The following is a 16,998-nucleotide window of genomic DNA, read 5'->3' as shown; positions in this document are numbered from 1 at the left end:
CCGGACGCCGTGCGACGTCCGGCCCGCTCCGTGGTTGTCCGGTCACGCCCCGAGGGTCGGGTCCGCAGTGGTGTCCGCCTCGGCGGTGTTGTTGAACGAGTCCTCCGTGTTGAACGAGTCCTCCGTGTTGAACGAGTCCTCCTGGTTGAACGAGTCGTCGGTGTTCACCGAGTTGTCGGTCGACTGGTCGTTGAACGAGTCGTTGGTGGACTGGTCGTTGAACGAGTCCTGGGTGCTGGCCGAGTCGCCCCCGGAGGCCAGCGACGAGTCCTCGATCCTCGAGTCGGTGGTGTTCTGCTGGCTGCCGCCCCCGAAGTTGATGTTGATCGGCCCGAGCGCGCCGCCGTCGCCGCCGCTGGCGTTGCCGCCGGTGCCGGCGCCACCGGCACCGCTGCCACCGGTCGCGGTGCCGCCGGCCCCGCCGGCCCCGCCGTCGCCGCCCTCGCCGTCACCCTCGCCCTTACCTTCGCCCTTGCCTCGCAACCCGACACCGACGCCGGCACCGACGCCGGCACCCGTCCCGCCGTCGCCGCCGTTGCCCCCGTCGGCGTCGGCGTCGCCACCGACGCCGCCGGCCCCACCGGTGCCGCTGGCGTCGCCGCCGGCCGCCCCGCTGGTGTCGATGTCGAACTGGGCAGCCTGGTTGTTGTCGCCGACCACGGCCTTGTCGACGTCGTCAGCGACGATCCCGGTGTTGTCGCCCAGCACCGTCCGGTCGACGTCTCCATCGGCGATCACGCCGGAGTTGGTCCCGGTGTTGACCACGCCGTCGATGTCGTCGCCTGCGGTGACGGCGTTGTCGCCGGTGTTGCCGACCACGTCGCCGGACTCGGAGTTGCCGAGGAACGCGCCGTCACCGGTCGCACCGAGCACGTCGCCGCCGCCGGTGCCGACCACCGCGCCATCGTCGGCGATCACCTTGTCGCCGTCGACGAACTCCAGCGACGAGTTGTCGCCGGTGACGCCGAACGCGTCGTCGCCGGCCGCTACCGACCCGCCGGTCGCGGCGACCTGGTCGCCGTCGCCCTGCTGCGCCACCGCCCCGTCGCCGGTGGCCGCGTTGACGTCCCCGTCACCGGTGTTGGCGACGTTGCCGTCCCCGGTCTGGTTGAGGTTCTCGGAGTCGACGTCGATGTCGCCCAGCACCGGACCGTCCACGTCGACGTCCACCGAGTTGTCAATCTCCGTGGAGTTGTCGGTGAAGGTCTGCGAGTTGTCGATGAAGTTCTGGTTGGTGAAGTTCTGCGTCACCTGGGTCACCTGCTGCACGACCTCCGGGGTCGGTACGTTGGCGGCGGCGCCGGCGCCGAAGCCCCCACCGGCGCCGCCGCCCCCTCCGGTGAAGCCGCCGCCCCCTCCGGCGCCTCCACCGGCCCCCCCGCCAGCGAAGCCCCCGCCCCCGCCGCTACCCCCTCCGGTGAAGCCGCCGCCCCCGCCGCCCCCACCTCCGGCGAAGCCGCCCCCACCGGATCCCTCGCTGCTGCCGAACGCCGCCTCGTTGACGATCTGGTCGACGTCGAGCTCGTTGAGCGTCTCCGCCTCGATCCCGTTGGCGGCGAACGCGCCCTCCGGGTCGGCCAGGAACTTGGCGGTCTCTTCTTCGCTGCTGAACACCTTGTCGAACAGCGCCTTGACCTTCTCGACGATCAACGGGGTGACTTCTACCGCGGCCATGATGTCTCCTGATATTCGTGGTTCGTAGGGGTTCTGGTCCGTCCGATCGGCCGGACAGGTACAAGACTGCGGGTCGACGCCCGCCCCTCGCATCGGGGCTTCCCCCCTGCCAGGTTCTGGGGTCTAGGGGGGTGCCACCAAGCTCAGGTCAGCTAACCGACAAGTCAGGACTCCTCGGGGAGCAGACTTCGCAGCGTAGCGACCATCTCGGCCCGGGTGGTAACCCCCAACTTGCCGCGGATCCGGGCCACATGATGCTCGACCGTCTTGGGGGACAGGAAGAGTTGCGTCCCGATCTCCCGGTGGGTCCGGCCGGCGAGCACGAGCCGGGCCACCTCGACCTCCCGGTCCGACAGGCCACCGTGCGAGGCCCCCGGCCGCGACTCGTCCGGCACCGGGTCCATCCGGGACAGTTCCCGGGCTCGTTCCAGGAGCCGGCGGGCGGCCGACGCGTCGGTGGTACGGACCGCTGCCTGGCCGATCAGTCTGGACGACTCCCAGGGCAGTTCGGCGGCGGCCAGTTCGGCGGCGTCGGCCAACACCGCGTCCGGGTCGACCTCGCCGGCGAGTACGGCGGCCCACCGGCCGGCGGCCCGGCACTGCGCCTGTTGCCGGAATCCGCCCGGGTCGAGCGAACCCAGCTCGTCGGCCGCTGCCGCAGCCGCCGCCGGCTCCTCACTCACGACCGCGATCTGCAACCGGATCCAGCTCAGCGACACCGTCCATGCCGTCGGTCGACCCAGCTGGTCGATGATGCCGGCCAGGTCGGCCAGGACCGGTGCGATCCGCTGGTGGTGGCGCAGCCGGGCAGCGGCGACCAGTAGTTCCTCGACCACTTCCAGCTGGGACAGGTCCACGGCCCGCCGGGCCAGCACCGGCTCGGCGACGGACCAGGCCGTCCGCAGCTGGGCGATGTCCCCGCTGCGGCGGGCGATCCCGGCGGTGAGGCCGGCGTAGGTGAGCCGTTCACGGCCGGGCAGCATGGCACCGGACAGCCGGCGCAGTTCGGCGACGGCCGAGTCGTACCGGCCGGTACGCATCCGGACCCAGGCCAGCAACGTCCGGTGCCGGTCCAGTGCGACGGGACCACCGGCCCCGCTGGTCGACGCCCGCTCCAGCAGATGCTCGGCGGTAGCGGAGTCGCCGGCGACCACCGCGACCAGCGCCCCGACCGCGTGCGGCAGGTCCGGTACGGCAACCGGGGGCGGTGCCTTCTCGAAACTCTCGGCGGCCTCGATCAGCAACGGCAGCGCCGCCGCCGGATCCGTCATCGCCAGCGCGGCGTCGGCCAGTCGCCGCACCGGCAGCGGAGCCGATCCGGTCGCCGCCGTCCGCGCGGCGGCCAGCTGACCGGTGACCACCAGGGCCGGTACCGCGAGGACCGGGCCGGGAGCGTCGGCGCCCAGCAACGCCTCCGCCGCTCGACCGGCGCGGCCGTCGTACGCCGCCGCCGCCCCGGCGACCAGCGCGATCCGGCCGGTGTCGGCCGGTGCCGCAGCCGGCCCGTCCAGGTCGACCGGCACCCCCAGCAGGGTGGCCGCCTCGGCCCGTCCGGCGGTCACCGTGGACGGCTCGGCGCCGGCGTCCAGCGCGTCGTCGTACCAGGTCAGCGCGCTGCCCGGGTCGGTAAACCGCAACCGGTCGCCGGCCTGCCGGTAGACGTCGGCGGCGGTCGGGGTCCGGGCCCGCGCGGCGCGTAGCTGTCCGGCGGCGCGGACTGGGTCGGCACCGCTGGCCAGCAGTGCCGTGGCCACGGTCTCGTGCAGCCGACGACGCTCCGACGGGGGCAGGTCGAACAGCACCGCCCGGGCGACCGCCGGGATCATCCGTTCCCCGTCGGGGGTGAGTAATCCCTCGTCGCGCAGCGACCGCATCGTGGCGGCCGCCTCGGCCGGGTCCAGGCCGGTCGCGGCGCAGACCACGCCGTCGGCCAGGTCCAGGTCGAGTGCCAGGACCGCGGCCAGCCCGGCGACATCGCGTCCGGCGACATCGCGTCCGGCGGCGTCATGTCCGGCGGCGGCGAATCGACGCTGTAGCCGGGCGACCAGCGCGGGCGGCGTACCGGCCGGGTCGGCGGCGACCGCGACGGCGACGGCGGCCAGCCCGGCGGAGGCAACCTGGAGCGCGTCCAGGTGTTCTGCTGTGGCCGGCTGGCCGAGGACCTCCTTTGCCAGCTCGGCCAGGGCGGCCGGTGCGAGTGGGCCGAGCCGCTCGACCGGGCCCTGCCCGGAGACCGCCTCGTCCAGGTCGGCGAGTTCCGGACCGGTGATCGTGGGACGCCGGGCGATCGCCATCGACACCCCGCCGTGAGCAGCCACGGTCAGTGACCGTAAGGTTGCCGGGGTCAGGTGGTGCGCGTCGTCGACCAGGACCAGGGCGTCGTCAGCTCGGGCCTGATCGAGAAGAACCTGCAGGTCGTCGGTTGTCGCGGGCGTCACGCGTACGGCCGGTCGGCCGGCGGCTGCGGCGATCTCGCCCAGCCGCCGCGATCGCCCGGAACCGTCCACACCCACCACGACAGTCACCGGTGCAGCCCCTCCTTGCCCGTGTCAGTGAGGCAGTGTACGGACGGCTCCGCAGGCCGACGCATGGCCTGACCCCGTACGCGTGTACCGTGTACTCTCGGCCCGACCTGGGCGCTGAGTGTGCCGTATCCCGTACGTGCGTTCCGCCGGCCGCCGAACGTGCGCGTGGTCAGCTGTGCTGTGCCTCCCGGCTGGGCTGTTCAGCCGGTCAGCAACTCGTTGATCGACAGAGTTGCCCGGGTGGATCCGTGGGTCGGTCCGATACCGATGGCCGACTCCGACGAGCGAGACAACACGACACATCCCCGGCGGACTAGGAAGTAGCGGTGTGAAAAATGTGGAGTCCGAGTTGGTTTGTAGCCATATCCCCAGGCTACGGTCACCGGCGGTGACCAGATGAGTCTGATCGACCGGACCCGTAGCGTGCTCGGCCACGCCATCGAGGTCTACCGGGGCACCGCGTACGAGCGGCGGCTCAGCACCGTCCGCGACCGGCTCGACGAGCCGCTGCGGGTGGCGATCGCCGGTCGGGTCAAAGCGGGCAAGTCCACCTTGCTCAACGCGCTGGTCGGTGACCGGCTGGCCCCGACCGACGCCGGGGAGTGCACCCGGATCGTCACCTGGTACCAGGACGGACATACCTACCGGGTGCTGGCGACGCCCACCGAGGGCGAGCCACGCCAGCTCCGGTTCACCCGCGAGGACGGCGCCATCGACGTCGATTTGGGCAATCTGTCCGTCGACGACGTCGCGCAACTGGACATCACCTGGCCGTCGCAGGCACTGCGCAACGTGACGCTCATCGACACTCCCGGCATCGGTTCGCTCTCCGAGCAAACTTCCCGGCGCGCCTGGGACCTACTCGTCCCGGACGAGGAGGAGACCCCGGCCGACGCCGTCGTCTACCTGATGCGCCACCTGCACTCCAACGACGTCGACTTCCTGCGGGCCTTCCACGACGTGGAGGTGTCCCGGCCCAACCCGGTCAACGCCATCGGCATCCTGTCCCGGGCCGACGAGATCGGCGTCGGGCGGCTCGACGCGATGGCGTCCGCCCGGCGGATCGCCGAACGGCTGAGTACCGACGCGAACGTGCGACGGCTGGTGCAGTCGGTCGTCCCGGTCGCCGGCCTGCTCGCCGAGACCGCCGCGACGCTGACCGAAGTGGAGGTCGCGCAGCTGCGCCGGGTCGCCGAACTGCCGGTGGCCCAGGCCGAGCAGCTGCTGCTCTCCGCCGACCGGTTCGTGCAGAACATGCCCGAACTCGGGCTGACCACGATCGAACGGGAAGCGCTGCTGGCCCGGCTCGGCATGTTTGGTCTACGACTGTCCGCCGCGATGCTGCGCCACAACGGCGTGGCCACCGCCACCGAACTCTCCCAGGAGTTGACCGAGCGCAGCGGGCTTACCCAGCTGCGGGAGGTCCTCGGCTCACTGTTCTTCGAGCGCCGGGACGTGCTCAAGTCCCGGTCGGCGCTGCTGGCGCTCTCCGACGTCACCCGGGTCTGTGTCCGACCCGGCAGTGAGCAGGTGGCCGGCGCGGTCGAGGAGATCATCGCCTCGGCGCACCCGTTCAACGAGCTGCGCGTACTGTCCAGCCTGCGGGCGGGGTGGATCACCGGCAAGGCCCCGGTGGTCGCCGAGCTCGAGCAGGTGATCGGCGGCTCCGGTGCGGCGGCGCACCAGCGGCTGCGGCTGCCGGCCGACGCGACCACCGCCGAGGTGACCGAGAGCGCGGTCGAGGCGCTGGGCCGCTGGCAGCGGCGCGCCGAGAGCCCGATGACCCCGTACGAGCTGGCCGTGGCCGCCCGGGTGGCGGTTCGGTCCTGCGAGGGCATCATCGCCGACCAGCGGCGGCCCCGGTGACCGGGTACCCGGCGGGATCCCCCCGGCCCAGCGGCGCCGCCGGACGCTCGCCTCGTACCACTACCGTTTCCAGCAGTTGTCCGACCCTGTGGTGTGCGGCGCACCGGCGGTCGGCCACCCAGACCCGGCCATACCTGTCTCCACAAACTTCATCGGAGCAACCCTGATGTACGCACTCGGCATTGACCTTGGCACAACGTTCACGGCGGCAGCGATCTGGCGGGAAGGCCGGGTGGAGACCGTCTCACTCGGCGGCCGGAGCTCCGCGATCCCATCCGTGGTGCTGCTACGGCAGGACGAGACGTTCCTCACCGGCGAGGCGGCGCACCGTCGTGGGCTCTCCGAGCCGCAGCGGGTGGCCCGCGAGTTCAAGCGGCGGCTCGGCGACACCACCCCGATCCTGCTCGGCGGCGTACCGCAGTCGGCCGAAGCGTTGATGTCCCGGTTGCTACGGTCGGTGGTGGAGGAGGTGGCCCGCCGAGAGGGTAGCTTCCCTGCGGCGATCTGCGTCTCGCACCCGGCCAACTGGGGGCCGTACAAGCTCGACCTGCTCCGCCAAGCGGTGCGGATGGCCAACCTCGATGTGCCGGTGACCTACACCACCGAGCCCGCCGCCGCAGCGATCAACTACGCCGAGCAGCAGCGGATCGAGCCGGGTTCCATCGTCGCCGTCTACGACCTGGGTGGCGGGACGTTCGACGCGGCGATGCTGCGCAAGACCCCCACCGGCTTCGAGATCATGGGCCAGCCGGAGGGCATCGAGCGACTCGGCGGCATCGACTTCGACGCAGCGGTGTTCAACCATGTCCGGGCAACGCTCGGCGGAAAACTCGAGGAGCTCGACGAGGAGGATCCGGCGGCGATCGCCGCCGTCGCCCGGCTGCGCGACGAGTGCATTCAGGCCAAGGAGGCGCTGTCGTCGGACACCGACACCTCGATCCCGGTGCTGCTGCCCAACATCTCCACCGAGATCCGGCTCACCCGCTCCGAGCTCGAGGCGATGGTCCGCCCGGTGCTGCACGGCTCGATCGAGGCGCTGCACCGGGCCGTACGGTCCGCTGGCTGCTCGCCGGAGCAGGTGCACTCGGTGCTGCTGGTCGGTGGGTCGTCGCGGATGCCGATCGTCTCCCAGCTGGTCGGCTCCGAGCTGGGCCGGCCGGTGGCGGTGGACGCACACCCCAAGTACTCTGTCTCGCTCGGTGCCGCCTGGCTGGCCGCAGCGGAGCTGACCGGCCAGACGATGCCGGCCGGGCCCGCCCCGACCCCGATCCCGGCTCCGCCGGCTGCGGCGACCGGCACCTACCGAGTGCCGCCGACCGCGTCGGTTCCGTCGACCGCGTCGACCACCCCGGTCTCCGCAGCGGGCTACCGCACGTCGCCGCCGCCGGCTGGCGTCACTGGCGTTGCTTCCGTCGGACGCGGCAGCCCGGACGTCGGCAGCGGCTATCCGTCCCGTACCGAGACATTCGCTTCGGCGAACTCCATCGGCACTGAAGACTCCCCGGGGCGACGCGGTGGGGAGAAGTCGTCGGCGAAGCGTGGCCGGGGGCCGCTGATCGTGGCCGCCGCCGTGTTGGTGGTGCTGCTCACTGGCGTCGGGGTCACCTACGCGCTGACCAGCGGACAGGGCGACGACGGCCGAGAGGTTTCCAGCGGCCTGGCCACGCCCGGCCCGGACCAGGACGACGGAGCGGAACAGCCGCAGGCTCAGCAGCCGGAGCAGACCGGCGAGCCGGAGCCGGAAACCCCAGACATTCCGGCCGACGAACAGTGCACTGACGAGATCAAGAGCAACTGGACCTGGGTCTGCCTCACCTCGGCCCGGGTCGCTGGCGGCAAACTGACCGTGGAGTACGAGGCCGAGTTCGGCGGGAACCAGCCGTCCACCAACGGCGGATGGCACCTGCACATCTACGGCAGCGACGGCACCAACCCGCCGGACCACATCATGGGCAGCCACGTCCCCGACGGCCAGCAGGGATTCTGGTACGTCGAGGCCAAGCAGCCGTCGGTGGTCTGGACCGACGACCCGGCGTTCATCAACGCGGTCGGCGACCAGCCGAAGGTGTGCGCCCGGATCGCGAACTCCGCCCACGAACTGGCGCAGCACGACAACGGCAGCTACACCACCGGCAACTGCGTCAAGATTCGCTGGGAGTGACCCGGTAGCCGACCCGGACCGCGCGAGTGTTCCTGTGTGGAGATGCTGTTAGGCACGGGAACACTCGCCGGGTGGCTGTTGGATGCCGGCGGGTCTGCCGGTGACCTGGGACCGGGTGCCGGTCAGTCCGACTGGGTCGTGACGCTTGGCCGAGGGCGGTCGCCGTACAGCCGCCCTCGGTCGCCTTCACCAGCCGGGCCACCTGGGCCGGCTCCGGCGCTTGTCAGTGGCGACCGACCCGGGGCAGCCCCGGGTCGGTGTCGCGGTCGTCAACGCCGACCGAACCCAGCTGCATGAACCGCCGCAGCGCGTGTTCGACAGTCGCCCCGGTGTAGGCGGCGACGTCCCGCCTCCGTAGTACCGGCCGGACCGGGCGTCGGTGATCCGACTCGATCAGCGCGGTTACCTGATTGCGACCCTGTCCCACAGCGACTCCATACCTCGAGCGTGACCTTTGAGCGTGGTCTGCCCCACACGGCCGGGCCTACCTTATCGTCGCCGTCGGTGATCATCGAAAGGTGCACCGGCCGGCCGGTGGGTGGCCGGGACCGGTGCCCACCGGCCGTTCCGGCGGGTCCGCCGCTGCTACATCTTGACTCGCTATGACTACTCTTAGTGATTGCATTGGTCGGCCGGTGGACTTCGACGATGGTTCACGTCCGGTAGCGTCGTACCGGTCCGGTGGTCGTCCGATGGGGAGGGTTCAGGCGTGAGCTCGGTCGAAGAGGTCAAGGCAGGGGTAGCCCGGTTCGGTGACGAACTCGGCCAGCAGGTGGGGGCGATTCGGGCGAGTGCGGAGGCGCTGAGCACCAGCGGGGCCGCGCTGCGGGCGATCACCAGCGGGTCCAGCCATTCGCAGGTGGCCGAGACGATCGCCAAGGTCGAGCAGGCCAAGCAGAAGCTGGCCGAAGCGGCCGCCCTCGCGCAGAGCGCGATCGAGTCGAGCCGCGGGTACGCGTCGAGCTTCTGACCAGCCGTCGACCGGCTGTCCCGGTTGGCGGTGTGTCCCGGGCTGGTGGCCTGTCTAGGGTTGGCGGCATGGCTGACGATTCGCTTGCCCTGGACGACCTGCTCACAATCGCGACACAGGCCACCGCACGCGGTGCCGAGCTGATCCGTACCCGTGAGCCCGGACACCTGGCCGGCAAGGGCGACCGGGACTACGCGTCCGAAGTGGATCTCGCTGTCGAACGGGAGCTGCGTGCCTTCCTGGCCGACGCCACCCCGCACGTCGGGTTCCTCGGCGAGGAGGAAGGCGTCTCCGGGGTCGGCGACGGGCCCCAGTGGGTGCTGGATCCGGTCGACGGCACGGTCAACTTCGCGCACGGCGTACCGCTCTGCGGGGTGTCGTTGGCCCTGGTCCGGGACCGGCGTCCGGTGGTCGGGGTGATCGAGTTGCCGCTACTGGGCAGCCGGTACACCGCGACCCTCGGCGGCGGCGCGTGGCGCGACGGCCGGCCGATCCGGGTGCGGGGCACGACGCGGCTGCCCGACGCGTTGGTCAACCTCGGTGACTTCGCGGTGGGCGACGAAGCCGCAGAGCGTAACGCCGCCCGGCTAGCGCTCACCCAGCGGATGGCCCGGGGCGCGCTACGGGTGCGGATGCTCGGCTCCGCCGCGATCGACCTGGTCTGGGTGGCCGACGGCCGTACCGATGTGTCGATCGCCCTGTCGAACAAGCCGTGGGACATGGCCGCCGGCACGTTGATCGCCCGGGAGGCGGGCGCCGCCGTCGTCGACATCGACGGTACGCCGCACAGCCTCGACTCGTTCGCGACGATCGCTGCGGCTCCACCGCTGCTCGACGAGGTGCTCGCGCAGGTACGGGCGGCGGCTGACGACGGCGGGCTCACCTGACGACGGCGACTCGCAGGTGTGCGGGATCGCCATCCGGGAACGGCAGTGGACGGCCGCGTCGGTCGACGACCGGGCGGTATCCGGGATCCGGACGGCGGCAGGGAAGGAACGGGATGATCACCAAGATCGGGCAGGAAGGGAACGTGCTCGGCTACGAGGTAGCCGGGAAACTGACCGAGCAGGAGTACCGCGACCTGGACCGGGAGCTGCGGGCGGCGATCGCCGAGTACGGCTCGGTCTCGGTCCTCGGCCGGCTGCCGGACGACAGCCTGCCGGGTATGGAGCTCTCGGCGATCGACGACCGGTTGCGGTTCGCCCGGGAGCATCTGACCGACATCGACCGGGCGGCGGTGGTCGGCGGCAACCGGGTGGCCGAGTGGGTGACCCGGGCCTCGGGCGCAATGACGCCGATCGAGCTGCGGCACTTCCACGCCGGGGCGGAGCGGCAGGCCTGGGACTGGCTGCGCCGAGCCCGCCCGGTGTGACGGCCGGTCGCACATGGGCGCCTTTCGGTGGCGGCGGGTGCGGGCTTGCTCACACCGTGGGATCGCCGGGTGCCCGGTCCGACCAGCGCCCGTACACTCGCTGGGAACACAACTTCATACCTCATCCAGAGGGGCAGAGGGACACGGCCCGATGAAGCCCCGGCAACCACCCCACCCGTCGCGCCGGTCGCAATCGGCCAGCCGGGGCAGGTGCCAATTCCGTCCCCGTCGCACCGCGCGGCGCAGGGAAAGATGAGAGGACAGCCGCCATGACGTCGCTGATCGACGCGAGCACCACCAGCCCTGACTCCGCCCCGGTGAGCACCACCAGCCCGGCCCGTGTCCTGGTCTGTCGCGGCTGCGGTGCCGAGTACCCGCTCGCCGCGCAACACGCCTGCTACGAGTGTTTCGGGCCGCTGGAGGTCGGCTACGACCCGGCGGCTCTCGCTCGCGTCACCCGGGCCGACATCGAGGCGGGTCCGGCCAACATCTGGCGGTACGCCCCGCTGCTGCCCGCTGGCCAGGATCCGGCCACTCGGGTCAGCCTGGATCCCGGCTTCACCCCGCTCGTCCCGGCCGCCGCGCTCGCCGCCGAGCTCGGCATCCGGGCGCCGCTGTGGGTCAAGGACGACAGCGCCAACCCGACCCACTCGTTCAAGGACCGGGTCGTTTCCGTCGCTCTCACCGCCGCCCGTACGCTCGGTTTCTCCCGGTTTGCCTGCGCCTCCACCGGTAACCTGGCCAACTCGGTCGCCGCGCACGCCGCCCGCGCCGGCGTACCGTCGATCGTCTTCATCCCCGGCGACCTGGAACCCGGCAAGATCGTCACCACCGCGGTGTACGGCGGTGAGCTGGTCGCAATCGACGGCTCCTACGACGACGTGAACCGGCTCTGCAGCGAGCTGGTGGAGACCGACGAGTTCGAGGACACCGCGTTCGTCAACGTCAACGTGCGGCCGTACTACGCGGAGGGGTCCAAGACGCTCGGCTACGAGGTGGCCGAGCAGCTCGGCTGGCGGATTCCCGAGCAGGTGGTGATTCCGATGGCCAGCGGGGAACTGCTCACCAAGGTGGACAAGGCGTTCACCGAGCTGGTCGAGATCGGCCTGGTCGACGCGCCGGCGAACGGTTGGCGGGTGTTCGGCGCGCAGTCCGCCGGCTGTAACCCGATCGCGACCGCGCTGCACCGCGACACCGACCAGATCGTGCCGGTGAAGCCGACCGGGATCGCCAAGTCGCTCAACATCGGTGACCCGGCCGCCGGTCTGTACGCGTTGGAGGCGGTGCAGCGCACCGGTGGCTGGATGGACTACGCCGACGACGACGAGATCCGGGAGGGGATCCGGCTGCTGGCCCGGACCACCGGGGTGTTCGCCGAGACGGCCGGCGGGGTAACCACGGCGGTGCTGAAGAAGCTGGTCGACAGCGGACAGCTGGACCCGACCGCCGAGACGGTCGTCTACAACACCGGCGAAGGTCTGAAGACCATCGACGCGGTCGCCGGGCAGGTCGGCCCGACTCACCGGGTGAAGCCGTCGTTGCGTTCGGTTCGTGCGGCCGGACTACTCGGCTGACCTTCTGACCAGCACACCCTCCACTGCATCGGCTGATCGGCGTACGCCGATCAGCCGATGTTCATGTGCGGTCCGTAGTCAGTGTTTTGCCATAGGTCGAGAAAATACGCCGGTGGGGTCTTGACGACTGCACTTGCACGGCGCAGGATGCTCTGTGCGGGAGGACGACTCGCCGTAAGGGCCCCGACCGAGCTTGGCAACAATCTCAACCCCGGGTCCCAACGACCGGCGGCGCCGGAGGCGCTGTGCGAGCGTCCTCCCGACCAACGTCCCCCGGCCGGTAATTGGGTCGCGCGGCTGGCCCGGCCCCGTCACGCTCGACGGCATGGACATCACCATCACCCCGCTGGATCCGGCCGACGAGGCCGCCTTCGAGCAGGCGTACCAGATCAGGCGGTCGGCCCGCTTTGTCCCGGACATGCCGCCGGCGCCCCGGCAGTGGTTCGAGGCCCTGCTGCGGCATCAGCGGCACAGCGTACGGTACGAAGCCGCGTTGGCCAGTGTGGACGGCGTACCGGTCGGGCTGGTCGCCATGGAGTTCCCGTTGCTCGACAACCTCGACAACGTCGGCGTGGACATCCAGGTGGCCCCCGCGCACCGGCGGCGCGGCATCGGTCGAGCGCTGTACGCGTACGCCGTGCGGCGGGTCCGGGAGACCGGCCGGACCCGGATCATGGGGCACTCGGCGGACACCATGCCCGGCGGCGTCGCCCGCGATCCGGCGCCGACCGCCTTCGCTCACGCCATGGGGGTCAAATCGGCCCTGGTCGAGGCGCGCCGTCGGCTCGAAATCGACACCGTCGACCAGCCGGCGCTCGACGTGATGCTCGCCGAGTACTGGCACCGCGCCCCCGGCTACGAGCTGCTGACCTGGGTCGGGCCCTGCCCGGAGGAGTACCGCGCCGATCTCGCCTACCTGGACGGGCGGATGGTGACCGACTCGCCAATGGGTGACCTGGAGTGGGAGCCGGAAAACGTCGACGCCGACCGGATCCACGAAGCGGATCTGGCCCGAAAAGCGGCCCGCACCCGCAGCTACCACACGGTGACCCGGCATCTGGACAGCGGCCGGATCGTCGCCTGGAGCAACATCACCCGGCCAGCCGAACCGGACTGGCACGCCTACCAGCAGATCACCATCGTCGCCCCGGATCATCGCGGACACCGGCTGGGCACCATCGTCAAGATCGAGAACCTGCGGTTCACCTTGCGCCACGAACCGGCGCTGCGGGTGATCGACACCTGGAACGCCGACAGCAACCAGCACATGATCGCGATCAACGAGGCGATCGGCTTCCGGGCGGTCGACATCTGGCAGAACTGGCAGCAGACCATCTGAGGCATGATGGCGGAATGACGGAGACCCCGCACCCGCTGTACGTCACGCATGCCGACACCCTGGCCCGCGCGCTGACCGCGATCGCCGAACGCGACTACTGGTCGGCCTACCCCGAGTCGCCGAGCCCGCGGATCTACGGCGAACACGCCGCCGCCGAGGGCGCGGCGGCGTTCCACGCCTATCTGGGCAAGGACTTCCCCCTCGACCAGCCCACCGCCACCGGCGAAGCGGTCGCCACCGACGACAGCCCGTTCGGCATCGAACTCGGCGTCCGGTACCCCCGCGCCGACGTCGACCAGCTGATCACCGCCGCCCAGGCCGCGCTGCCCGCCTGGCGTGACGCCGGACCGCGCAGTCGGGCCGGCGTCTGTCTGGAGATTCTCGCCCGGCTGCACGAACACAGCTTCGAGCTGGCCAACGCGGTGCAGTTCACCACCGGTCAGGCGTTCGTGATGGCGTTCCAGGCCGGCGGGGCGCACGCGCTGGACCGCGCCCTGGAAGCCATCGCCTACGCGTACGCCGAGATGACCCGCCACCCGCGCACCGCCGGCTGGGAGAAGCCGACCGGCCGCGGCGAGCCGCTGCGGATGACCAAGACATTCCATGTGGTGCCGCGCGGCGTCGCCCTGGTGATCGGCTGCCACACCTTCCCGACCTGGAACTCCTACCCGGGGCTGTTCGCCTCCCTGGTCACCGGGAACCCGGTGCTGGTCAAACCACACCCCGGCGCGGTGCTGCCGCTGGCGATCACCGTCCGCTACGCCCGCGAGGTGCTCAGCGAGGCCGGCTTCGACCCCAACCTGGTGCAGCTCGCCGCTGAGGCGCCGGGCGAGCGGCTGGCGACCGTCCTCGCCGGCCGCCCCGAGGTGCGGATCATCGACTTCACCGGCTCCACCGAGTACGGCGACTGGTTGGAGGCCAACGCCCGGCACGCCACCGTCTACACCGAGAAGGCCGGCGTCAACACGATCATCGTCGACTCCACGGCGGACTTTGTCGGCATGTGCCGCAACATCGCCTTCTCCTTGTCACTCTATAGCGGACAGATGTGCACCACGCCGCAGAACATCCTGGTGCCGGCCGGCGGCATCGAAACCGATCAGGGGCGCAAGAGCCCGGACGAGGTGGCCGCCGGCATCGCCGCCGCGATCGGCAAACTGACCGGCGATCCGGCGCGGGCGGTCGAGCTCATCGGCGCGATCGTCGACGACGCGGTCCTCGACCGGCTCGCCGCAGCGGCGAAGCTCGGCGAGCCGGTGCTGGAGTCGCGGGAGATCAGCCACCCGGCGTACCCGAACGCAGTGGTGCGTACCCCACTGGTCGTCAAGCTGGGCGCGGACGCCGACGACGTCTACGGCCGGGAGTGGTTCGGGCCGGTCAGCTTCGTCGTCGCCACCGGGTCCACCGCGCGCAGCGTCGAAGTATTCCGGCGTACGGTCACAGCCCGCGGTGCGCTGACCGCCGGCGTCTACTCGACCGACCAGCAGGTGCTCGCCGACGTGGAGGCCGCCGCGCTGGACGTCGGTGTGCACCTGTCGGCGAACCTCACCGGCGGGGTGTTCGTCAACCAGTCGGCCGCCTTCTCCGACTTCCACGCCAGCGGTGCCAACGCCGCGGCGAACTCGGCGTTGACCGACGGCGCGTACGTCGCCGGCCGGTTCCGGATCGTCCAGTCCCGCCGGCACGTCTGAAACGTCCAGTCCCGCCGGCACGTCCGACCCGCCACGGATGCCGACCGGCCCGGCCAGCTGGCCGGGCCGGTCACGCCGGCCGGCGCATCTGCAACTCGGTCAGGTCCGGCCGGGTCGGGTGTGGCAGACGCACGCCGGTGTCGGCGAAGCCGAGCCGCTGGTACGCCCGTACCGCCCGGTCGTTGCCGACCACCACCTCCAGCAGCAGCTCCGGCCGACCGGTCGCGCGTGACCAGGCGGCGACCGCGTCGACCAGTTCGGCGAGCAGGTTCCGGCCGCGCCAGGCCGGGCTGATGTAGACGGCGAACAGGACGGACACCGACGCGTCGTCCCGCCAGACGTGCGCTCCCGCATGCGCCACGAACCGCCGGCCGGCCGGCTCGCCAGCCGGTGCCGGGCCGGCTTCCGGGGTGGCCGGTCCGGTCTCGGCCACGAACTGGGCGATCAGGTCACCGACGGCGGACCGGGCCGCCCGCTCGGCGTACTCGTGCAGCGGACGGGCCGCCGCGTCGGCGAGCCGCTCGATGAACGCCAGCGGCGAATCGGCGAGCATCTCCAGCCGCAGCGCGCGCATCCGGGCGGCGTCGTCGGCCCGGATCCGCCGGACCGCGGCCACCGGCGGTACGACGTGAGCGGGGCCGGTCCCAGTTTCCACGTCGGCATGCTCGCCCGGCGCGGCTTCGCAGACAACCGGAATCCCGCCTTCGGCCCGGCCCGTACCGGTCACGCCACCAGCCGCCGACGGTCGCGCCCTCGCCGGCAACGGGGTCACGCGACCAGCAGCAAAGCCGTGCCGAGTTGCCGGCAGTAGGCGATGCCGTGGTCGAGCCCCTGCCGCCCGGGGTAGCGGGCCAGCGCGCCGATCACCCAGGTCTCCCCGATCGCGAGGCAGCTGATGTGCCAGAGCCCGTCCTCGTCGCGCAGCAGCCAGCCGTTCTTGATGGCGATGGTGGCCGCGTACTCGGCGGTGAGCGCGTCCCGTGGGCCGAAGTCGCCTGCGCCGCGGACGGCGCGCATCTCGGACAGCAGCCACGGCGTCCACTGCGGCCCGGCCGCCCGTCCGTCGGCGATGCAGCGCCCCAGCCTGGTGACATCGCGGGCGGAAACGACCGTGTTGCTCCACCGGTCGCGCTCCGGGGCCGAGTCGGTCAGCCCGCAGAGCCGTACCATCCGCTCGATGGACTCCCGGCCACCGACCCGGTCGTAGGTGGCGTCCGCGCCGGGATTGTCGCTGTCCCGGATGATCGACGACAGCTGGGCCAGCTGGGGTGTCCGGAGCATGTTGCCCTGCTCGTCGGCGCGGCGCAGGTCGTCGGCAGCCAGCCACACCTTGATCAACGACATGGTGTCGCTCTGCGCGGTGAAGTTCGGTGACCCGGTGATCAGCCCGGTACGCCGGTTCAGCGCCGCCCAGGAGAAGAATCCGTCGGTCGGTGTCGGCACCGGGCCGGCGCGCAGCAACACGCTGCGCTGCTGGTGGTCGTGGTCCTGGTCGGCGACGGTCCAGCCCGGCTCGCGCGGCGGTGGTTTGCCGGCGTCCCCGGGCAGGCCGCCGGTGAACGCCGACAGCACGATGAGTAGCCCGACGGCGGCGGCCGCCGGGTGGCGTTGGCGGACGCGGTCGCGTCGGGGCGCGGTGCGGTCCGACCGTCGGGCGGCCCGGCTGCCAGGCGCGCGATGCCGTCCGGGCTTCACGTTCTGCGGTGTACGGGACACACGTGGTCAACGAAATGTGGTGCCAGGGAGACTTGACTGGGGGTTGATGTCCCCTTTTGGGATAGTGCGGTGCCGTCAGACCTCGTGTAGCGTGCGATTCCGGCTGCTGT

General features: G+C 71.4%; 13 protein-coding genes and 1 riboswitch. Of the genes, 8 read left to right on the top strand and 5 right to left on the bottom strand.

Going from position 1 to position 16,998, the window contains the following annotated elements:
- Positions 1-42 precede the first annotated feature (42 nt).
- Together ACFHW1_RS09250 and ACFHW1_RS09245 are read right to left on the bottom strand one after the other, a co-directional pair.
- Positions 43-1,674 (bottom strand): hypothetical protein, encoded by a 1,632-nt coding sequence (locus tag ACFHW1_RS09250; RefSeq protein ID WP_416615232.1) that lies wholly within the window; start codon positions 1,672-1,674, stop codon positions 43-45.
- A gap of 164 nt (positions 1,675-1,838) precedes the next feature.
- Complete coding sequence (locus ACFHW1_RS09245) at positions 1,839-4,199, bottom strand: LuxR C-terminal-related transcriptional regulator (RefSeq protein ID WP_416615230.1); 2,361 nt, start codon at positions 4,197-4,199, stop codon at positions 1,839-1,841.
- A gap of 396 nt (positions 4,200-4,595) precedes the next feature.
- On the opposite strand from ACFHW1_RS09245, the gene ACFHW1_RS09240 reads away from it, so the two are divergent.
- Positions 4,596-6,065 carry a dynamin family protein gene (locus tag ACFHW1_RS09240; protein ID WP_416551884.1) on the top strand — a complete coding sequence of 490 codons (1,470 nt, stop codon included), beginning with the start codon at positions 4,596-4,598 and terminating at the stop codon, positions 6,063-6,065.
- 166 nt (positions 6,066-6,231) lie between these two features.
- A complete protein-coding gene (locus ACFHW1_RS09235; protein ID WP_416551883.1) occupies positions 6,232-8,226 on the top strand; it encodes an Hsp70 family protein in 1,995 nt (664 codons plus the stop codon).
- A gap of 223 nt (positions 8,227-8,449) precedes the next feature.
- Here ACFHW1_RS09235 and ACFHW1_RS09230 read toward each other — a convergent pair whose 3' ends face one another.
- Positions 8,450-8,653 (bottom strand): hypothetical protein, encoded by a 204-nt coding sequence (locus ACFHW1_RS09230; RefSeq protein ID WP_416551882.1) that lies wholly within the window; start codon positions 8,651-8,653, stop codon positions 8,450-8,452.
- A gap of 282 nt (positions 8,654-8,935) precedes the next feature.
- Between ACFHW1_RS09230 and ACFHW1_RS09225 the strand changes: the two genes are divergently transcribed.
- The 6 genes from ACFHW1_RS09225 (at position 8,936) to paaN (ending at position 15,172) form a co-directional block, all read left to right on the top strand.
- A complete protein-coding gene (locus tag ACFHW1_RS09225) occupies positions 8,936-9,196 on the top strand; it encodes a hypothetical protein (protein ID WP_278171781.1) in 261 nt (86 codons plus the stop codon).
- Between the two features lie 68 nt (positions 9,197-9,264).
- Positions 9,265-10,083 carry an inositol monophosphatase family protein gene (locus tag ACFHW1_RS09220; RefSeq protein ID WP_416551881.1) on the top strand — a complete coding sequence of 273 codons (819 nt, stop codon included), beginning with the start codon at positions 9,265-9,267 and terminating at the stop codon, positions 10,081-10,083.
- Between the two features lie 113 nt (positions 10,084-10,196).
- Positions 10,197-10,568, top strand: a complete 372-nt coding sequence (locus tag ACFHW1_RS09215; RefSeq protein WP_416551880.1) for an STAS/SEC14 domain-containing protein — start codon at positions 10,197-10,199, stop codon at positions 10,566-10,568.
- A 118-nt stretch (positions 10,569-10,686) separates the two neighbouring features.
- Positions 10,687-10,827, top strand: a riboswitch (SAM riboswitch).
- 10 nt (positions 10,828-10,837) lie between these two features.
- Positions 10,838-12,142 (top strand): threonine synthase, encoded by a 1,305-nt coding sequence (thrC, locus tag ACFHW1_RS09210; RefSeq protein ID WP_416551879.1) that lies wholly within the window; start codon positions 10,838-10,840, stop codon positions 12,140-12,142.
- A gap of 325 nt (positions 12,143-12,467) precedes the next feature.
- A complete protein-coding gene (locus ACFHW1_RS09205; protein ID WP_416551878.1) occupies positions 12,468-13,481 on the top strand; it encodes a GNAT family N-acetyltransferase in 1,014 nt (337 codons plus the stop codon).
- A 14-nt stretch (positions 13,482-13,495) separates the two neighbouring features.
- Positions 13,496-15,172: a phenylacetic acid degradation protein PaaN gene (gene paaN, locus ACFHW1_RS09200; protein ID WP_416551877.1), complete on the top strand. Its 1,677-nt coding sequence runs from the start codon at positions 13,496-13,498 to the stop codon at positions 15,170-15,172.
- 70 nt (positions 15,173-15,242) lie between these two features.
- On the opposite strand, the gene ACFHW1_RS09195 is transcribed toward paaN, so the two are convergent.
- Positions 15,243-15,746, bottom strand: coding sequence for a GNAT family N-acetyltransferase (locus ACFHW1_RS09195; RefSeq protein ID WP_416552084.1), 504 nt, complete (start codon positions 15,744-15,746; stop codon positions 15,243-15,245).
- Positions 15,747-15,940: 194 nt separating this feature from the next.
- Positions 15,941-16,867, bottom strand: coding sequence for a serine hydrolase (locus ACFHW1_RS09190; protein WP_416551876.1), 927 nt, complete (start codon positions 16,865-16,867; stop codon positions 15,941-15,943).
- Between the last annotated feature and the right edge of the window lie 131 nt (positions 16,868-16,998).

This window comes from Micromonospora sp. LOL_014 (genome assembly GCF_048060245.1).
Taxonomy (GTDB): domain Bacteria; phylum Actinomycetota; class Actinomycetes; order Mycobacteriales; family Micromonosporaceae; genus Micromonospora_E.
Note: the sequence above shows the minus strand (reverse complement) of the source record. Positions and strands in the feature narration are given on the sequence as shown.

Excerpts from the sequence above, each read along its gene's own strand:
- ACFHW1_RS09250 (WP_416615232.1), bottom strand. The coding sequence starts at position 1,674 with ATGGCCGCGGTAGAAGTCACCCCGTTGATCGTCGAGAAGGTCAAGGCG.
- ACFHW1_RS09240 (WP_416551884.1), top strand. The coding sequence starts at position 4,596 with ATGAGTCTGATCGACCGGACCCGTAGCGTGCTCGGCCACGCCATCGAG.
- ACFHW1_RS09235 (WP_416551883.1), top strand. The coding sequence starts at position 6,232 with ATGTACGCACTCGGCATTGACCTTGGCACAACGTTCACGGCGGCAGCG.
- ACFHW1_RS09220 (WP_416551881.1), top strand. The coding sequence starts at position 9,265 with ATGGCTGACGATTCGCTTGCCCTGGACGACCTGCTCACAATCGCGACA.
- ACFHW1_RS09215 (WP_416551880.1), top strand. The coding sequence starts at position 10,197 with ATGATCACCAAGATCGGGCAGGAAGGGAACGTGCTCGGCTACGAGGTA.
- thrC (WP_416551879.1), top strand. The coding sequence starts at position 10,838 with ATGACGTCGCTGATCGACGCGAGCACCACCAGCCCTGACTCCGCCCCG.
- ACFHW1_RS09205 (WP_416551878.1), top strand. The coding sequence starts at position 12,468 with ATGGACATCACCATCACCCCGCTGGATCCGGCCGACGAGGCCGCCTTC.
- paaN (WP_416551877.1), top strand. The coding sequence starts at position 13,496 with ATGACGGAGACCCCGCACCCGCTGTACGTCACGCATGCCGACACCCTG.
- ACFHW1_RS09195 (WP_416552084.1), bottom strand. The coding sequence starts at position 15,746 with ATGCGCGCGCTGCGGCTGGAGATGCTCGCCGATTCGCCGCTGGCGTTC.